At 63.3% G+C, this 15118-nt stretch carries 20 protein-coding genes and 1 pseudogene; 5 read left to right on the top strand and 16 right to left on the bottom strand.

Features of this window, described 5'->3' with window-relative positions; translation table 11 throughout:
- Window positions 1-110: 110 nt before the first annotated feature.
- Window positions 111-875: a hypothetical protein gene (locus ACQP0C_RS41840; RefSeq protein ID WP_433734879.1), complete on the bottom strand. Its 765-nt coding sequence runs from the start codon at window positions 873-875 to the stop codon at window positions 111-113.
- Between the two features lie 188 nt (window positions 876-1063).
- The gene (locus ACQP0C_RS41835) at window positions 1064-2761 is read right to left on the bottom strand and encodes a hypothetical protein (protein ID WP_433734880.1); all 1698 of its coding nucleotides are present in this window, start codon (window positions 2759-2761) and stop codon (window positions 1064-1066) included.
- Window positions 2762-2938: 177 nt separating this feature from the next.
- Here ACQP0C_RS41835 and ACQP0C_RS41830 point away from each other — a divergent pair, with 177 nt between their 5' ends.
- Window positions 2939-3931, top strand: a complete 993-nt coding sequence (locus tag ACQP0C_RS41830) for a hypothetical protein (RefSeq protein ID WP_433734881.1) — start codon at window positions 2939-2941, stop codon at window positions 3929-3931.
- Between the two features lie 203 nt (window positions 3932-4134).
- Window positions 4135-4482, top strand: coding sequence for a hypothetical protein (locus tag ACQP0C_RS41825; RefSeq protein ID WP_433734882.1), 348 nt, complete (start codon window positions 4135-4137; stop codon window positions 4480-4482).
- A 125-nt stretch (window positions 4483-4607) separates the two neighbouring features.
- Here ACQP0C_RS41825 and ACQP0C_RS41820 read toward each other — a convergent pair whose 3' ends face one another.
- From ACQP0C_RS41820 to ACQP0C_RS41810, 3 genes are all read right to left on the bottom strand, one after another.
- Window positions 4608-4952: a hypothetical protein gene (locus ACQP0C_RS41820; RefSeq protein ID WP_433734883.1), complete on the bottom strand. Its 345-nt coding sequence runs from the start codon at window positions 4950-4952 to the stop codon at window positions 4608-4610.
- Window positions 4949-5605: a hypothetical protein gene (locus ACQP0C_RS41815; protein ID WP_433734884.1), complete on the bottom strand. Its 657-nt coding sequence runs from the start codon at window positions 5603-5605 to the stop codon at window positions 4949-4951. Before ACQP0C_RS41815 ends, ACQP0C_RS41820 begins: the two co-directional genes overlap by 4 nt.
- Before the next feature lie 583 nt (window positions 5606-6188).
- Complete coding sequence (locus tag ACQP0C_RS41810) at window positions 6189-6584, bottom strand: hypothetical protein (protein ID WP_433734885.1); 396 nt, start codon at window positions 6582-6584, stop codon at window positions 6189-6191.
- A 233-nt stretch (window positions 6585-6817) separates the two neighbouring features.
- Between ACQP0C_RS41810 and ACQP0C_RS41805 the strand changes: the two genes are divergently transcribed.
- Window positions 6818-7213 carry a hypothetical protein gene (locus ACQP0C_RS41805; RefSeq protein WP_433734886.1) on the top strand — a complete coding sequence of 132 codons (396 nt, stop codon included), beginning with the start codon at window positions 6818-6820 and terminating at the stop codon, window positions 7211-7213.
- A 201-nt stretch (window positions 7214-7414) separates the two neighbouring features.
- On the opposite strand, the gene ACQP0C_RS41800 is transcribed toward ACQP0C_RS41805, so the two are convergent.
- Complete coding sequence (locus tag ACQP0C_RS41800) at window positions 7415-8362, bottom strand: hypothetical protein (RefSeq protein ID WP_433734887.1); 948 nt, start codon at window positions 8360-8362, stop codon at window positions 7415-7417.
- 77 nt (window positions 8363-8439) lie between these two features.
- Window positions 8440-9402, bottom strand: a complete 963-nt coding sequence (locus tag ACQP0C_RS41795) for an ATP-dependent DNA ligase (RefSeq protein WP_433734888.1) — start codon at window positions 9400-9402, stop codon at window positions 8440-8442.
- Window positions 9403-9550: 148 nt separating this feature from the next.
- On the opposite strand from ACQP0C_RS41795, the gene ACQP0C_RS41790 reads away from it, so the two are divergent.
- Together ACQP0C_RS41790 and ACQP0C_RS41785 are read left to right on the top strand one after the other, a co-directional pair.
- On the top strand, window positions 9551-9784 hold the full coding sequence (locus ACQP0C_RS41790; RefSeq protein WP_433734889.1) for a hypothetical protein: 234 nt from the start codon (window positions 9551-9553) through the stop codon (window positions 9782-9784).
- Between the two features lie 42 nt (window positions 9785-9826).
- Window positions 9827-10012: pseudogene (locus tag ACQP0C_RS41785) on the top strand (tyrosine-type recombinase/integrase); the annotation flags it as partial.
- A 34-nt stretch (window positions 10013-10046) separates the two neighbouring features.
- On the opposite strand, the gene ACQP0C_RS41780 reads toward ACQP0C_RS41785, so the two are convergent.
- The 9 genes from ACQP0C_RS41780 to ACQP0C_RS41740 all read right to left on the bottom strand — a co-directional run bounded on the left by ACQP0C_RS41780 (window position 10047) and on the right by ACQP0C_RS41740 (window position 15095).
- A complete protein-coding gene (locus ACQP0C_RS41780; protein WP_433734890.1) occupies window positions 10047-11534 on the bottom strand; it encodes a PIN-like domain-containing protein in 1488 nt (495 codons plus the stop codon).
- 51 nt (window positions 11535-11585) lie between these two features.
- Window positions 11586-11954, bottom strand: coding sequence for a hypothetical protein (locus ACQP0C_RS41775; RefSeq protein WP_433734891.1), 369 nt, complete (start codon window positions 11952-11954; stop codon window positions 11586-11588).
- Window positions 11955-11970: 16 nt separating this feature from the next.
- The gene (locus ACQP0C_RS41770) at window positions 11971-12330 is read right to left on the bottom strand and encodes a hypothetical protein (protein WP_433734892.1); all 360 of its coding nucleotides are present in this window, start codon (window positions 12328-12330) and stop codon (window positions 11971-11973) included.
- Entirely contained in the window at window positions 12330-13343 is a 1014-nt protein-coding gene (locus tag ACQP0C_RS41765; RefSeq protein ID WP_433734893.1) for a hypothetical protein, read from the bottom strand. Before ACQP0C_RS41765 ends, ACQP0C_RS41770 begins: the two co-directional genes overlap by 1 nt.
- An 87-nt stretch (window positions 13344-13430) precedes the next feature.
- The gene (locus ACQP0C_RS41760) at window positions 13431-13748 is read right to left on the bottom strand and encodes a hypothetical protein (protein ID WP_433734894.1); all 318 of its coding nucleotides are present in this window, start codon (window positions 13746-13748) and stop codon (window positions 13431-13433) included.
- Window positions 13749-13907: 159 nt separating this feature from the next.
- Entirely contained in the window at window positions 13908-14117 is a 210-nt protein-coding gene (locus ACQP0C_RS41755; RefSeq protein WP_433734895.1) for a hypothetical protein, read from the bottom strand.
- Window positions 14114-14440 carry a hypothetical protein gene (locus ACQP0C_RS41750; RefSeq protein WP_433734896.1) on the bottom strand — a complete coding sequence of 109 codons (327 nt, stop codon included), beginning with the start codon at window positions 14438-14440 and terminating at the stop codon, window positions 14114-14116. The genes ACQP0C_RS41755 and ACQP0C_RS41750 overlap by 4 nt, the downstream gene beginning before the upstream one ends.
- Window positions 14437-14592, bottom strand: coding sequence for a hypothetical protein (locus tag ACQP0C_RS41745; RefSeq protein WP_433734897.1), 156 nt, complete (start codon window positions 14590-14592; stop codon window positions 14437-14439). The genes ACQP0C_RS41750 and ACQP0C_RS41745 overlap by 4 nt, the downstream gene beginning before the upstream one ends.
- On the bottom strand, window positions 14589-15095 hold the full coding sequence (locus ACQP0C_RS41740) for a hypothetical protein (protein ID WP_433734898.1): 507 nt from the start codon (window positions 15093-15095) through the stop codon (window positions 14589-14591). Before ACQP0C_RS41740 ends, ACQP0C_RS41745 begins: the two co-directional genes overlap by 4 nt.
- Window positions 15096-15118: the final 23 nt, after the last annotated feature.

Here is a 15118-nt window from a genome sequence, read left to right as displayed (position 1 = left end):
ACCGAATCTACGGCTTGGCCGAATTATGAACGGGCTTCTCGCGGCCAGACCCCACTGAAGCAGAGGCGGGGTCACCTCGATGGTGACCTCGCCTCGGACGGAAACAGCCGTCACTTGTCCCAGCAGTATCCGTGGTCAGTGGTGTAGCTCCATTTCCGCGGCCCGGCGCCGCCATCTTTCGGGAAAGCGACCTGCAGACATCCGTTGGCGGTGACCGCGGCGGCCGTGGCGGTGTCGAGTCCGTTCAAGTCGTTGGGAAAGATCGTGTTGATGCCCTGTTTGCACGCGGTGCCGACAACCCCGGCAAGTGCGGCCCCTGTTGCTGGGGATACTGGGCCACCGCCTGCCATGAAGCCGGCGAGACCGCAGATCGCGGCCGCGGCGTATTGCACAGTGTTGTCGGCTGTTTTCGCGCTGCCCAGCTCCTTGTTGATGTCCTTGGTCTTGGTACGCGACCAGTACTTCGTGCAGACCGCCGTTCCGGAGCAGTCGATCCAACTGTCACCGCTGCCTGGCATCGGCGTTGTGGCGCACTTCCAGGAGTAGGCGTTGTAGATGTCGCGAGCCATGGCATTGCCGAGTTTGTGTCGTGTGCAGTAGGCCTGCACATCGACAGAGAGGTCCGTGACGGCTTTGGCCGAGCCGATCGGATCCTGCTTACATCGCCACGTGTAGGCGTTGTGTTCGTCCAGAAGGTAGGCGGTGCCGGCCTTGAGGCTGCTGGTTGCCGGGTACTGAGTTTGACACTGCTCCTGAATTTTGACGTCGGTGTCCGTGGCGGCCGCCTGTGGAGCCGCAAGCACAGCCGCACATACGAAGGCAGTCAGAATGCCCGAGATCGTCGAGAAGATCCTCAATTTCGCATCTTTCCGCATGAAGCATGTGCACTTCACGCTGCTATCGAGGAGCGGCAGTCCCCTCAAACCGTGTTGGAAACGCCAGTCACCCTGCCTCCTTGCCAGGCAGGTGCACACGCTTCGAGCAGCCGCCAACCGCCGGTAGATCGACCTAAGCGTGTTCCCAGAAGCCGATGCGTGCGATATGGGTGTTCACCGTGCCGCCCTCAGCTCGCGGAGACAGACCAGTCGCCGGCCGCACTCGTCTCGGGCTCTTGCCCTTCCCTTTTCGGTCCGGATTTCCACGTGGTCGCTATCGAGTGCCCAGCATCGAGTTCAGAGTCCAATCCCTGTAGGTGAACGCCGATAACGCCTTCGATTTCGTTTTCGACCTCAGGCGGCATCCAAGAAATATTCTTCATGACATTCGAGAAAACGCGAACAATGTCCTGGACACCGTTATTGTTTATCGCACTGTCCCATGATTTGGCGAACTTTCCCCCTGGCTTGGTCAGCGTGAGCGTCCGCTCAAATTCCTTCTGAAAGTCCTGCGGAAATCCGCCTTTCAATTTCATCTTCGGGCTCACCTTTTGGACAGCTTCATTGAGTGATCCGAAAGGCTTGTCCAGAAGGTCGGCGGAGAACCCTACGCCACGTTCGTTCGCAGCGATGACCAGCGCCTCGACCTCTTCCGGGCGGTTGATGTCGCATTTTGGATGCCCATCTGTTTTTGGCATGGAGATAGCCTTGACAGCGTGGCGGTCACGAAACCAGGTTCTATACTCATTCTCCGATGTCCTGAGGCGCTGCCGTATCAGCGAATGGAAATGTGTGAGCACCGCTCCCCCAATGTCTTTGGTCTTTCTCTTCGCAGACGAAGGCGAGTCGGGTTCCGTCGGCCGGAACGATTCCGTCAAAACATCCAAGACATCGCTGAGTGGCGGATCTTTGTGGAAACAGTCGGAAACAACTGACCGTGCGACTGTTTGAAAGAGCTCTGGTTCCTTACATCTGTAAAATCCGTTCGCTGTAGCAAATATCGTCGAAATCCGATGCCGCCCGTCGAGCGCTCGACAGGCAGGCGTCGCGATCATCGCGTAAGTCCCCAGATGGCCATAGACCAGGACCATGTACATGCTGAGGTGCTCGAAGGCCGGACCAGCGGATTTCAGTCGAACTGGTTCGCTGCGAATCACCAAGTCGATGTCGCGGCGACCCGGTTTTCGGTGTTGCGCCGCTGAAGCGGTGCGCAGCGCACCGACCGCACCGCAGCCGGTGACCGCCACATGGCTGGCAACAAGGGCATCGAGATGCTTGAACGGGATGCCGGCGGCGGCGCCGACAGCTGGCGGCATGTGGCGCGCCCGGACATAACTATCGTTCCGATGCGCCACAGCACGCACACACATCTGCCCCCACTGACCGCTGGCCACAGTCTGCTGCAGACGCAACGAGTGCGCAGCCACCTCGGCCGGGACACCCTCGATCGCCTCGAGGCCATCGAAGACCTCCTCGCTGAAGTCGGCCGCCCCTAGACGCTCGATTCGCCCGCGCGTTCTATTGGCCTCGGCGACAAGAAACAAACTGACCGCTGCCAGTACAGCCCGAACAACACGCTCCGAACCTGCTGGAGAGAGTGTCGCTACTTGCACGCACTCTACGACCCCGTCAGGGCTCAATTCGCGGTAAAGCAATTGGTTCTGTCGTACTCCGAACAATTCCACCATCAGTTGAGACCACCTGTATGATGGTGAATTGTCTAGCGATGCCGGATCAATGCCGGATCCAGGGACGTCGATCAGCTTCAGATGTGCTTCGTGCAGGGAAAACACCGCCGCGCGCGCTGCCAGTTCGGCGGTCTGTCTTACAACCGCCGCAAGCATAGGGTCAATTAGACCATATGGAGTAGAAATCTGATCGTCCACGAACCTCAGGGTCGCTTCCCGAGATTGATTTTACAAGGGTGACATTCATGAATCGGATTCGTTATTCATGAATTCATTCATGAATCTGCCACGGGATGAATGAATCGGATGCATGAATCACAGAACCCGGTGCATGAACTATTGACTTGCCCGGCTATTCGCCCGCACACTGCGGCCATGCAGTCTTCTTTCGATTCTCTCGCTGGCGCCGGGAAATCCGGTCCACCTCAGGTGAAAGAGCTCCATCCGGTCAGTCCTTGGCTCGTCGTCGAGTCTCGGGGGGTTGACGCCGAAGAGATCGCCGAGGCGGCCTGCCGGCAGTGCCACGCGCATGGCATCGAATTCGAAAGGCGGGGCATCGACGCACCGCTGACGAAGTTGTGGTACTACCACGGACTCGTCATTACCCTGTCGCGGATCGTGACCTCGCCAGGTCAGGTCGCGCCGCTCGAGCGCATCGGCAGCCTTGTGCGGCAGTACCGCAACTTCAACGAGGACGGCATCCCCGAGCTGCTAGCTGGACAGCAGACCGCGTCCAAGGCGGGCATCGTCCAGCTCGCTGGCACGCCAAAGATGTTGCAGCATCCCAACATACGATCAATCCTGGACAAGGTGTGTAAGCTGCACCCCCTCGACGAGAAGTCCACTTCGCAAGAGGTGGACTTCTTTTCGATCTTCGATCCCGCCTTCCGCATGCCAGGCATGCCGACCCAAGAGCCTTCCATCCTCGAACAGAGCCGACAGGCCGTGTGGAGACTCTTGGAACAGTGGGGCATCGCCACCATCGAAACCGCGGCCGTGGCGTTGCAGGTCATCGAGGACGCGCGGATCTATTACCACGGCGAGCAATTCAGCGCGATGCGCCGCCCCTTCGGTGACGATAGTGATTTCAATCGTCTCGACTTCATCCTCGAAGACCCGAATGCCACATGGCCGAAGAATGAGCGCAAGACATGGACCGAGAATGGTGCCCGCGCCGCGCGCTATGTCCTGGATGCACTTAGCCAGGCTGACCCTGGAATTTCGCGGCCAGCGCATCGTGTGGGCAAAAAGGGTCTGCAACTGGACTTGTACGAACTGTACGCCAACCTCAAAAACGTTCCCGAATTATCTGAGCCCCTGCCGATCACCGGCGGCGAGCAACAAGACCACATTCATGTTCATGAATGACGAGTCATGTTCATGTTCATGTTCATGAAAAACTTTTTCATGTTCATGTTCATGCGTTGAGCGGGCTTCGGCTTTCCATTCATCCTTTTTGAATGGATCATGCATTAAATGCATGGTTAATGCTCTCACATTTGCGATAAGCAAATTTCCGGTGCTTCGCTGGATTTATGAGAAAAGCAACGCGAGATTTGAATTCGGGTGGTATGCCCCTGAACCGCCGCGGCCGCCGTGCCGTCGAGCGCGCCCGTCGGGTGGTCCCGGCGGTCATCGTGGTGCTCGGCGGTGCGGCCGCCGTGCTCGAGGAGTTCGGTCTGCACGAGCTCTCCGTGGTGGTGCGGATCTTCGCGCTCGTGCTGCGACTGCTGGTAAGCCAGCGGCTCTGGCGCGCGGTACAGACCATCGGTACGTGCACGGTGAAGGTCGGGTTCCGCGCGTGGGCCCTCGTCCGTGGGGTGGTGCGCTCCATCCGCGCCATGCTCCAACGCACCGTGACCCGCCTCCACGATGCGGGGCGCCGCGGCATCCGTCGTGTACTCCGCCGCCGCAGCTAGCGGTGCCCTTCTTCAAGATTTGGCCGGTGTGGGTTATGCGAGGTCAGGCTGCTGCAGGAGCTTCGGCACCCTGTCCGCTCAGCGACTCGGATCAGGACGTGGGCGCCCAGCGCCCGGGCAAGCGGCTACTCCGGAGCGGGTTTGACCGCATCCCAGGGCACCCAGTGGCGCAGAGTGACCTCGACGAGGTCGGAGCGAGTGCGGTAGTCCGCGGCGATCTCCGCGTACCACGTCGGCTCCGTCCCCAGCGCCACGCGCGCCCACGCGTAGAGCACGGCGGGCATCCACTCGTCATTCAAGCGGATATCCAGACTCCCCGCCTTCTCACCCAGAGTCGGCGGATCTACGCGGCGCCGATCCCGCAACGGGTGCACCCACACACGTTTTGGATCCACCAGCACGCGCCGCGGCGGCTCGACACGACGCAGCGCCGACCACCGTGGATCCCGACTCAACGGACCACCGCTCATCCGGTCCGCTCCCCACGCTCGAGCACTGCTATATCCGAGGTTGCCCGCGTCCACTGGGTGCGCTCAGGCCCAGCACCGGTCAAGGCCACACGCGCGGTGCGAGGACGCGTGGCCCGCCCAGATACCCGAACATCAATGTGTATTTCCCGTAGCAGGCCGCGTCCGCGGCGGAGCCCGACGTATCCGGCGACGCGGGAACGGATCTCGATATCGGGGCGCGCCCACCCATCACCGGTGACGAGCAGGACCGCGCCATGACTACGGGCCCGGGCGATGACCGCGCGAGTGCGGCTCGGCGACGCGGGAACGGATCCGGGAACATCCATCGCGACGACACCCACACCCTCGAGCAGCACGGCCGCGACGGCCAAGGGGTCATCGCCCGGGCAGGGAATGTGGGCCAGCCTGGACAAATTGCCACCCATCTCATGGATCGCCAACAACCCGATCCGCGGTGCGCCAAGCACTGCGGACCAGACGCCGGCGCCGGTCGCGGCCGCCAGCAGCGCCAGCATTACCGAGCCACTGCCGGTGCACGCCACGATGCTGCCGCGCGCGAGACCTCCATCTGGGAGGAGTTCACCCAAGCCCCCCGGCACGGCCGCGAGTAGGTCGACCTTCGGCGCGGCCGGTTGCCGCGTGTCAGCACCCACTCGGCCCGGAATGGCCGCCATCCGGGCGCGCAGAGCATCGAGCTGAGCGGCACGGGGAAGGGCAGCAAGCGATTCTGCGGGCGACCCGTCAGGTCGCTCGCCAGCCGCTCGTGACTCCATAGATTCGAACATATGTTCGCATATCATGACATGACATCGGAGTCGATGTCGACCACCCACCCGCAGGTCAGAGCCTATTCCAGGCCGTCCACCCGGGTGTGGCAGCGAACCATGTTGCCGCCCAACGCAGTCCGGTGCCAGGGTTGAATTGTCTTTCCGGCGCCCGGGGGACTCGGGTACGGTCGCAGAGTCTTTATCGTCTGCTCTCAGTCTTCCGGGAATTGTCCGGAGATGAGGTTGCCCTAGGGTTTGAATATGCGGAAGTCAGTTGGTCTCTTGGCCATACGCCTCGGCTTGTGGCAGATCGCCGCAGCTGCCTCCGCAGTCGGTGCGGGGCTGGCCTTCGGTGCCGTCGCCGGCGTACTCGTATTCGGGCGCGGAAGCCTCGGCGCTCAAGTGGTCATTGCGGTCACCGTGGTGCTGATGTCCGTCACGGTGGGTTCCTGGATCCGGCCGGGCAGTGCTAACTCGCCGGTTCGGCCCTCTCGGTCTGATCGGGCTGGGAATCCGACGTCTCCTCGTTGCCAGTAGTCGCCCGTTTCACCAGCCTGACGATGGCGCCGCCCTTGGAGGTCGCCACGCCGATTGTGATGCCACTGCCCAGTGCGCTGAATCCCACCGTCATCTTCAGGGAGACCCCCGCGAGATACAGCGCTGCACCAATACCGACACCGAAAACCGCCGCGGCCACCACGACGATGCCACCCACCATCAAGACAGTCGATCGCAAGAACCGCAGCAGAGTCAGGTAGCGCGTCAAGGTGTAATCGTCCGCCGTAGCGCGCAACAGCTGCCGATCGACCGAGTCGAGAACGTTCTCGGGCGCCTTCTGCTGACGCGGTGCGGGCGGCGGCGTCACGTGCGAGTTCTGCGCGGAGCCCTGCGTGGCTGCGCGGATTCGACGCCGCGCCAGCGCGCGAGCCTCGGGCACCTGTCGCTGCGGCCTGATCATCCTGCCGTCCTCAAGTGGGAAATATTCTTCGGCCCCAAAGACGTGCTACCTTCACCTTTTTCAGCAGGTGAAGGCCACTTTTGTGGGCGAAATCATTGGATCACGCAGCAATGAGGGAAGGATGCACTTACGCTGCAGCCATGTCCCGGGGGCTAGGCCAACTGCAGCTCTGGATCCTGCAGGATCTTCGGCGCATCGAGCTTTTGGAGCCGCTGTTCGGCTGGAGGGACATGGACGCAATGTTCGGCCGTGTTCCTGGTTCCCCCAGATGGGTTCACGTCTCCAAGCTCCTAATGAAATCGATCGATCCGAACGACCGGGCCGAATGGGCGAGCGTGCGTCGCAGCGTCCGCAGCTTGCATAACCGCGGACTCGTCGAGTTCAAGATGATGAACTTGCCGATCTCGCAACAAGATCCGCTCTACATGAGAGACCACGAAGTCGTTCGCAAGGTGATGGTTGTTCGACTCACGCCCGCTGGGCGAGCCCACATGGAAGCTCTCGATGACGAAGGCGCGCCAGGGCGAATCGACTAGAGCGATGAAAAGATTGACGGAAGAGCTTTGGATCGTTGATTCCAACAGCTGACAGGACAGCGTTGATGTTCTGACCGACAATCTCGCGCAACCGAAACGGCCGCGGTTGCTCGCCTGATCAGTTGCTTGAAGCAGCCGCGGGCGGCCATGCCCTCATGGGTGCCGTCGATGATGAGTTCGCGGATGAATTCGCCCAGTGGGTCAGTCGCTGGTTCCCTGGGTGAGCGCACCTAGCAGATCGACCACCATAGCCTCAAGCACCGGAATGAGGCGCTCCAACCGCTCGCGGCTAGGGCGGCCGAGGCTGCCGTGGACGATCTTGCTGCGAGCGTTGTAGCAGCTTACGAAGAACTCGGCGGGGGCTTGGCCGTCGTACTCGCGGTCGGTGAGAAGAGCGACCAGCCGTCTACCAGCCGCCGAGATCGTCTCTGACTTGGCGTTGCCGAGGGCATTCAGCAGAGCGTCCCGGTCACCGCTCGTCAGACTGGCTGACTTCGTGACGGCCCTGAACTGCTCCAGCAGGTCCAGAATCTGCGGCGAGCGTTGCTTGGTTTCGATCACTGCCTCGATCGCAGTCACGAGCAGTACGAAACGGGTCTCTGGGTTGGTATCGAAAAATGACGAATGCAGCAGGCGAAGCGCAAGCAGGTGGGGGTCGGAGACTTTCGGTGCGGTGGCCTGTACCTGTTCAACAGCGCTGGTTATCTTTCCTGCGTCACGGGAGACCATGGCCTCGGCGAAGAACCGTCCGAAAGCCGCGTCGAGGTCGGACGGGAAGACGAGCAGCCCGTGTCGATCGCGAAGGGCTTGGACGCCAAGCTTTTTGCCCGCGTCGGCGACGTAGCCCATGGGCTCGGCGATTGGGTTGTGCTCCGCGCCGAGGTCGATTCCTATGCGCTGCTCAGCAAAAGCAACCAGGAGGTACTTCCGCCACGTTCGGCCCGCCTCGATTGCCTCACTGTCGGTCGCGTACGGCCCGCCGCGCATTTCCAGTTTCTCGGTGTCGAGAAACCGAATATGCGGTGGCACGGGCGTGATTTCGACGCGGGGCGGGTCCTCCGAGAGCACAATCACCTGCTCATCGGTGTTAACCGACAGGCGGGTCCCCTGCGCGAGCAGGATCGTGTTTCGGAAGTTGAACGCTGGCACCCGGTGATGCTGTCACAATCCTGGTCGGCCGGTGCACTGGATGCGAACCCGCGCAGGGATATGCGGGGCACTCGGTGTCAGTTGTGCTCCGGCACTTTGATTTCAGTGGGAGAGCGGTCGAATCTGAGTCCGCGCCAGGAGGGGTGGCGCAGTCCGGAGGCGGTGCGTTCGCGGTAGGCGACATCGCCGACCAGGTGCGGCAGGACCCAATGCGCGGTGGCCGCGATCGACGACGGTACCGCGCCGGCGACCGGGGGCTCGGCTGTGGTCAGCGCCAGGAGCTCGTGGTGCAGCACACGGCGCGCGGCGTCGGTGAATCCGGTCCCGACGGCTCCCAGGAGAACAAGGTGCCCGTTCGGGTCGTGGGCGGCAACGAGCAGGGACCCGAACACGTCACTGCCAGCGCGGCCGGCCAGCCAGCCGACCACTACCACTTCGGTGGCGCGACGCAGGGGCAGCTTCCGCCATGCCTGCGACCGGCCGGACCGGTACGTAGAGTCGACACGTTTGCCGATGACGCCTTCGACCTGGTGTTCGGCGGCGACCTCCAGCATGCGAGAGACCGGGATTCCGCGATAGGACGGGGAGAGCAGGATCGGGCCGTGGGGCAGGGGGAGGCGCTGCAGGTGTTCGCGTCTATCGAGATAGGTCCGCGGGCGCAGGTCCTGGCCGTCGAGACCGAGCAGGTCGAACACATACATCTGCGTCGGCACCGTCTGGATCAGTGACTGGCTCGGCCGCATCACGCCTAAGCGGCGACCGATGCGGGAGAATCGCGGCACACCGTTGCGGTCGGGTGTCACCAGCTCGCCATCGAGGGTCATCTCCCGACCCGCGGCCAATGCGAGCAGCTCGTGGGCGATCTCCGGAAATGCTGGTTTCAGGGAGCTGCCGTTGCGGCTGACCATGTGGCATACCCCCTCGGAAATCCCTGCCAGGCAGCGGATTCCGTCGTACTTCCATTCGTAGGCGTACCGGGGGTCATCGTCGGAGGGAGCGGGCCCAGCCGTCGCGAGCATCGGTGCCGGAACGCGCACCATGAGCAGTAGCCTACCGATATAAAATACCGACCGGTCATATTTCTATGGTCGGTTCTCCCCATCGGAAAGCGCGGGTTCCCAATTGACCTCGCACCAGCAGTGTGAGGCCAGCATCCGAATGGTCCGCTGCGGCGGTACATGTAGCGGTATGACTGAAATAAATGACGCTGACCCGTGGGTGTGGGTGTGCGCTGGCTGCGACGAGCAGTTCACCTCTGGCTGGGACGACGAACTGGAAACCGCCATCGACGAGCCAGCCGCGACCTACCCGGGCAATAGCGGAGACCCGATTCATCTCTGCGGCGAGTGCGCTCCTGTGGCCGGGGACGACTGGTGCGCAACCGATTTCGCCGAAATCGTCGCTGACATCGTCGAAGGATAGGCCGAGCGGGCTGGCTACCGGGCCTGGGGCGCAGGCCCCGATGTCGACATCCACCAGCTGCGACATTCGCACGCGACCGAGCTGATCAACGCTGGCCGTTCGATCGAGGTGGTGCGCAGATCGCTTGGGCACGTCTCCACTGAGACAAGGCAGGCGTACGCCCTGCTCGGCGACAAGATCGCCGACGACGAAATCCGCGGCGCCTGTCAGCGAAGTGCGAGAACCTGAGCGCCTGTTTGCTGTGGCGGAATCCAGCCAGGCACTACTCGTCAAGAGACTCCGAGTCCGACGCTGTCTTCTTGGCGCTTTGGCCGCGTGTGGACTTCTTTGCTGGCGTGGACTTTTTGGCACTCGGAGCCTTCGCCTTGGCTGCGTCACTTTCCTCAGCGGTGTGCTTCGACACACCTTGGCGATCTTGAGCGTTCGCTGCTGTGAGGGCCGCCTGATATGTGGGATTCAAGTCCTTGAGCGCGGAATCCCGAAGGCCAGCGAATGGATTCAAGTTCTTGAGCGCGGCATCCAGGCGCGCGGTCGGATTCAAGTCCTTGAGCACGGCATCCAGGCGCGCGGTCGGATTCAAGTCCTTGAGCACGGAGTCAAGAGAGGCAGCGGGATTCCAGTCCTTGAGCGCATTTCCATAGATCTGTTGAGTTGCTTGCATGATTCCAGCGGCCTGATCGGAGTAGAGCCCATCGATCCAGCGAGTGTCGATCGCGCCCGTGACCTCGGGAGAGAAGGCGCGCGCATATGCTCGCGCCGTCGGTGCTGCCACGACGGCGTCCTTTACCTGTTCGGGCTGCTCGGAGATGCGGCCCAACCGAGAAGCTTCGTCGACTGAAGCTTCGCTGACTTCTGCGGCAAGGTGCTCTTGCGCGAGGGTCAGAAAGGTTCGCGCGTCGACCAGGTGGAAATCCTGATCTGCCCGATCCCGCATCTCTTTGACCAGTTCTGACCGCGGGCCGATATGCACACCGTCCTCGCGTACCCAGTCCGGCTTCTGCTCGTTGGTGATCATGAGGACCGGCATCTTGCGCTTCTCTGCTTCACGCATGGTCTGCTCCCACACCAGGAAGTCGCCGATCGAACGATCGCCTCCTTTGCTGGAATCGCGGTAGCCCGGCGGGATATTCGCGGTGAGGCGCTGCTGGCCGATTTTCTGAAGGCCAGCCAAGATGCTCACCTCGAACGGATCACCGATCTTCCCCTCCAGCAGGAGCAGCACCTCCTGCAGGATCGGATCTGAGTCGGGATGAGCGTCAGGATCGATCACGGCACCGGTGTCAGCCGTTTCGTCCAGCTCAGCGAGAACCTTTATCAACGCGTCGGCTAGGTGCTCGGCGATCGGCTGAACAGCCTCATCCCCGAGACCGCGGCGCCGGGCGAATTGGGAGATCGCAGCTACTGCTACGTCAAGGACATTGGCAAAGTCGCGCTCCAGGTTGTCTCTGACGTCGTGCCGCTGCCGGATGACAGTGGTTCGGCGCTCGAAGAACTCGTGACCTGTCCGGTGCGGTATCCACAGACGGTTTCCCAGGAGGCCCAGTACTTGCAGATACTGCGAGCGCGTCGTGTCGGTGAACCGGTACACATCCAATAGAGCGTTCGTATCGAGTACCACAAGACCGTCTACGACGAATCGGCGCAGGGCATCACTGCTCGGAGGGAAGTAGCCCGGAAACATGGTCTTCATGCTCGAGCTTTTGGTACGTCGACGCGGGGGCTTCGCCGCGCCAGAAGAGGTGTCGGACACCTGCTCAAGCCTAAGGAGCCTGAGTTGCCGAGCCTGCCTAAACCCGGAGTGTCACTGTGCGGGCCCATCAGCCGCGCGCGCCGTGGCATTCTGTACCGGCCCGACGTGCAGCTCGCCGTCGTGTTCGGCCAGCATCACCACGTCCGCGGCCAAACGCACAGTCTCGGAATGGATTTCCGCATTGCTCATGCCGGTGGCTCCAAATCGGGCGGTGGTGCAGGCGCGGTCTCCGGCGCGCAGTTCCAGCAGTGTTTCCACGGCCGCGAACGCGGCATCGAACTGTGCGCCGATCACCCGTGATGCGCGTTCGCCGTTGCTGGTGGTGGCGAGGGTGGCGGCGGTGGTGAGCGACTCGTACGCCTGCCTCAACGCCTTGTCCACCCTGAGTTCCTGCTCCGGGGCGGTGTTCTCGGTTGTCATCAGTTGTTCCTTTCGGTCAGATCCGGTAGCCGCGAACGTGTTTGGTGTGGGCGGCGATGGTGTCGGGGTCGCGGCCGTCGACCTCCAGGCAGGCCGGGCAGTACGGCGTTTCCGGGTACAAAGGCTGGTCCAGCCGATCCGGATTGGCCCACATCGGTTCACCACACAGGGCGCGCGGTACCCGGCGCAGCAGAGGCGGTGCCCACCTCAGCAGGCTCGCGCTCACCGATTCCCACCACCCAACGATGTGGTCGTACTCCGGTTCGTTGGCGGCCGGTTGCGGGTCCGGGTAGACCGTTTCCCGCCGATGATGTTCCTGGTGGGCGCGGATCATGTCCGCCAGCGAGGCGCTGGGGCGAACCTCCTTGTCGCGCATCAGTATCCGGCCATATCCCGAGCGCAGTTCCACAGCTCGCGAGGGCTGTGGCCGTCGCGGAGCAGACCGACGAAGATCTCCAGCAGCTCGGCATTGGCCTGCCGACCGCCGAACAGGTCGTCGACGCTGGCGCCGCACGCTTGGCGGATGGCTCGGTCGCTGTAGCGGTGGCCGGCGAAGAACTTCGCCTGTCCGACCACTGCCTCGTTGAACGCGGCGTGCAGCTCTGGGTCGACGTCGATGCAGTCCAGCAGCCAGGCCGGGTTGTTGATCGCGGCGGCGGCGGGCAGTTGCTGCTGGACCAGGCGGCCACGCTGATGCAGGCACAGCGACTCGCACACCATCTCCAGCGAGGACAGCGGGCCGCGACGGGTGGCCAGGCTGAGCAGATCGGCGGCGGCGGTCATCTCCTGAGCGAGCACCACCCGGTCCGGGTACGCGTCGTAATCCACGTTCTGGCTGCGGGTTTCGGGGTCGAACGCTGTCGCGGTGATGGCGACGTGGACCAGGTCCGCGACCTCGGCCGGGACGCCCGTGTCCAGGCAGCGGATGCGGGCGGTTTCGGCGGACAGGCGTTCGTCGCCCCGGTCGGGGCCTTGCCCCTCGGGCAGCAGGGACCGCCCGCACAGTTGGGTGTGATCGTGTGCGCAGGCCGCGGTGAACGCTGCTGCGCGCAGCAGCGGATCGATTACTTCCCGTCCGGCCGTGGAGTTCACAGCGTTGGCGAGTTGCAGGACGCCGCGCGGCACTCCGGCTCCGAGCGGGCCGGCGCTGGTGTGCCCGTCCGTGCCGCCGTTGTGGTAGCACATCAGCACGTCGGTCTCGACGGTTCCCGAGGCCCAGCGCGGGGCGGCCGGTGATCCGTAGCGGTCGGTCACCTCGGTGATGAACTGTGCGCCCAGCTCGATCAGCACCCGCGTGTGCGGGTCGGCGAGGAGGCTCGGATCCAGGTCCGCGACCGCGTCGAGCGTGGCAGTGATCAGGTTGTTCGGCATGGGGATGTTCTCGCTCATCGTGTTTGCCCTTCCGGCGCAGCGAGTGGTGTCCGGTGTCGCCCGACTTGTGCAGCCGGGCGACACTGGGGTTCGTGGGGGTGGGCTTCAGGCCGCGGCGGTGAGGGTGAGGCCGGTCTTCTCGGCGATGCGGGTCAGGATGTGGGTGCGCAGGGCGTGGGCGACTGCGGCGGAGTCGGCGGGGGTGTAGCCGTCCTCGAGGGCGCCGTGGCCGCCTTGGGTCTGGATCTCGAGCAGTTCGTGCAGCGCGGGCGCGGCGGTGGAGGCGTCCTCGGCGTGGTCGCGCATCGCGGTGAACATCGCCGGGCCGGGGGTGTTGCCGAGGGCCAGGGCGAGTACGGCGTCGACGAGCTGGTTGGCGCGCTCGGTGATGGCGGGGGTGAGGTCGGCGGTGGTGTCCTGCATCGGGGGTGCCCTTCCGTCGTTGGAGAGTCGGAGCGGGAACCGGGCACGTATCAGATGTTCGGTTCCCGCTGCGTCCTCGGAATGATCTCACTCTAGCAGCCTAGACTGTTAGCAGTCTAGCTTTTTGATTGTTGGTGTGCTGATTCCGAAAATTGCTGGTCACAGCGCTTGCCAGCCGAGGACGAAACCCGCCGCGAATCCGGTTGCGATGCCGATAGCGACGGCGGCGGCCGTTGTGGTGGCGGAGATCCCATGGCGGCGCGAGGGTGCGGACTCGAATCGCACGGTGGCGAGCAACGGCTGTGGCGCTGGTCCGCCGTACTGTGCGGCGGTCGGTCCTTCGAAGGTCGGATAGATGGTCGTGGTCATGGCAGCTGAGTCCTATCGAGGTCGGCGATCCAGATGGTGGTGGTGAGCCGCGCCTGCAGCGCAGGCGCGACGGCGGCCGGGTCGACGATGAGCCCGGCACGGGCAGAAGGGCCAAGAGAGCCGAGGAGCATGTCGAGTTCCGAACGCAGCGCGGCGGCCGCGGACATCACCCGAACGAGATGGCCGCTCTCGGCGGTATCGATCAATGTCAGTGCGGCACCGGCGACATCGGCGGTGCGGTCGGCGAGTTCGGCGACCAGGGCGTCGATGAATTCCGCGGTCGCGGCGGCCGCGATCGCCGGTGGTTCCAGGACGGAGGTCATCGGAGATCACCGCCCACACCGGTGAGGTGTTCGGGCCAGGCCTCGACCCGGGCGCAATCGGGGTCACTGCATTTGGCGCGCATGCCGTCGTCGGTATCGATCTCGTCGAAGGGTGCGCCGCAGTCACACAGCACGTCGGTGGCCCGCTTCATGACCGGGCCGCCACTGCTGTGTCATCGGGAACCAGGGAAGCCGCGTAGTTCAGCGACATCTCGGCCATGGCCAGCGCATCGGCGTAGGCCTGGCGCATGGTGGTGAACTGCTCGGCGATCTCGTCCGCCGGCACCACGGTCTCGCCGAGCTCACTGGCCTGGGCGAGCAAACCGTGTGCCTCGGTGAGGATCCGCGACAGACCGCGGCCGCGGCGCAGCACCGTGACCGGTTTGCCGGTGGCTTGGGCGTATTCGATCTCGTTGCGGGTCGATTCGCCGATGTAGCCGGTGACGTCGGTGACGACCAGGACGTGATCGGCCATTTCGATCTTGTGGCGGTGCAGCTCGTCCAGCCGCGCTTTGAGCGGGCTGTCCTGCTGGTCGGCGGGCACCGTTTTGAATGGCGGCACCACGATGCGTCCGGCAACGGTCTGCTCGGCGGCGACGTCCAGCATCTGCGGGAAGAAACGCATCGAGCCACACAGCGCGATGATCTCGGGCATATCCCTTTTTTTCCTTTCTTCCT

The organism is Nocardia sp. CA-129566 (assembly GCF_050956075.1).
Lineage (GTDB): Bacteria > Actinomycetota > Actinomycetes > Mycobacteriales > Mycobacteriaceae > Nocardia.
This window is presented reverse-complemented; position numbering and strand designations above follow the sequence as displayed.

Excerpts from the sequence above, each read along its gene's own strand:
- ACQP0C_RS41790 (WP_433734889.1), top strand. The coding sequence starts at position 9,551 with ATGACTGAAATAAATGACGCTGACCCGTGGGTGTGGGTGTGCGCTGGC.
- ACQP0C_RS41740 (WP_433734898.1), bottom strand. The coding sequence starts at position 15,095 with ATGCCCGAGATCATCGCGCTGTGTGGCTCGATGCGTTTCTTCCCGCAG.
- ACQP0C_RS41795 (WP_433734888.1), bottom strand. The coding sequence starts at position 9,402 with ATGGTGCGCGTTCCGGCACCGATGCTCGCGACGGCTGGGCCCGCTCCC.
- ACQP0C_RS41745 (WP_433734897.1), bottom strand. The coding sequence starts at position 14,592 with ATGAAGCGGGCCACCGACGTGCTGTGTGACTGCGGCGCACCCTTCGAC.
- ACQP0C_RS41775 (WP_433734891.1), bottom strand. The coding sequence starts at position 11,954 with ATGACAACCGAGAACACCGCCCCGGAGCAGGAACTCAGGGTGGACAAG.
- ACQP0C_RS41825 (WP_433734882.1), top strand. The coding sequence starts at position 4,135 with ATGCCCCTGAACCGCCGCGGCCGCCGTGCCGTCGAGCGCGCCCGTCGG.
- ACQP0C_RS41755 (WP_433734895.1), bottom strand. The coding sequence starts at position 14,117 with ATGACCACGACCATCTATCCGACCTTCGAAGGACCGACCGCCGCACAG.
- ACQP0C_RS41840 (WP_433734879.1), bottom strand. The coding sequence starts at position 875 with ATGCGGAAAGATGCGAAATTGAGGATCTTCTCGACGATCTCGGGCATT.
- ACQP0C_RS41830 (WP_433734881.1), top strand. The coding sequence starts at position 2,939 with ATGCAGTCTTCTTTCGATTCTCTCGCTGGCGCCGGGAAATCCGGTCCA.
- ACQP0C_RS41750 (WP_433734896.1), bottom strand. The coding sequence starts at position 14,440 with ATGACCTCCGTCCTGGAACCACCGGCGATCGCGGCCGCCGCGACCGCG.
- ACQP0C_RS41765 (WP_433734893.1), bottom strand. The coding sequence starts at position 13,343 with ATGAGCGAGAACATCCCCATGCCGAACAACCTGATCACTGCCACGCTC.
- ACQP0C_RS41805 (WP_433734886.1), top strand. The coding sequence starts at position 6,818 with ATGTCCCGGGGGCTAGGCCAACTGCAGCTCTGGATCCTGCAGGATCTT.
- ACQP0C_RS41820 (WP_433734883.1), bottom strand. The coding sequence starts at position 4,952 with ATGAGCGGTGGTCCGTTGAGTCGGGATCCACGGTGGTCGGCGCTGCGT.
- ACQP0C_RS41760 (WP_433734894.1), bottom strand. The coding sequence starts at position 13,748 with ATGCAGGACACCACCGCCGACCTCACCCCCGCCATCACCGAGCGCGCC.
- ACQP0C_RS41770 (WP_433734892.1), bottom strand. The coding sequence starts at position 12,330 with ATGCGCGACAAGGAGGTTCGCCCCAGCGCCTCGCTGGCGGACATGATC.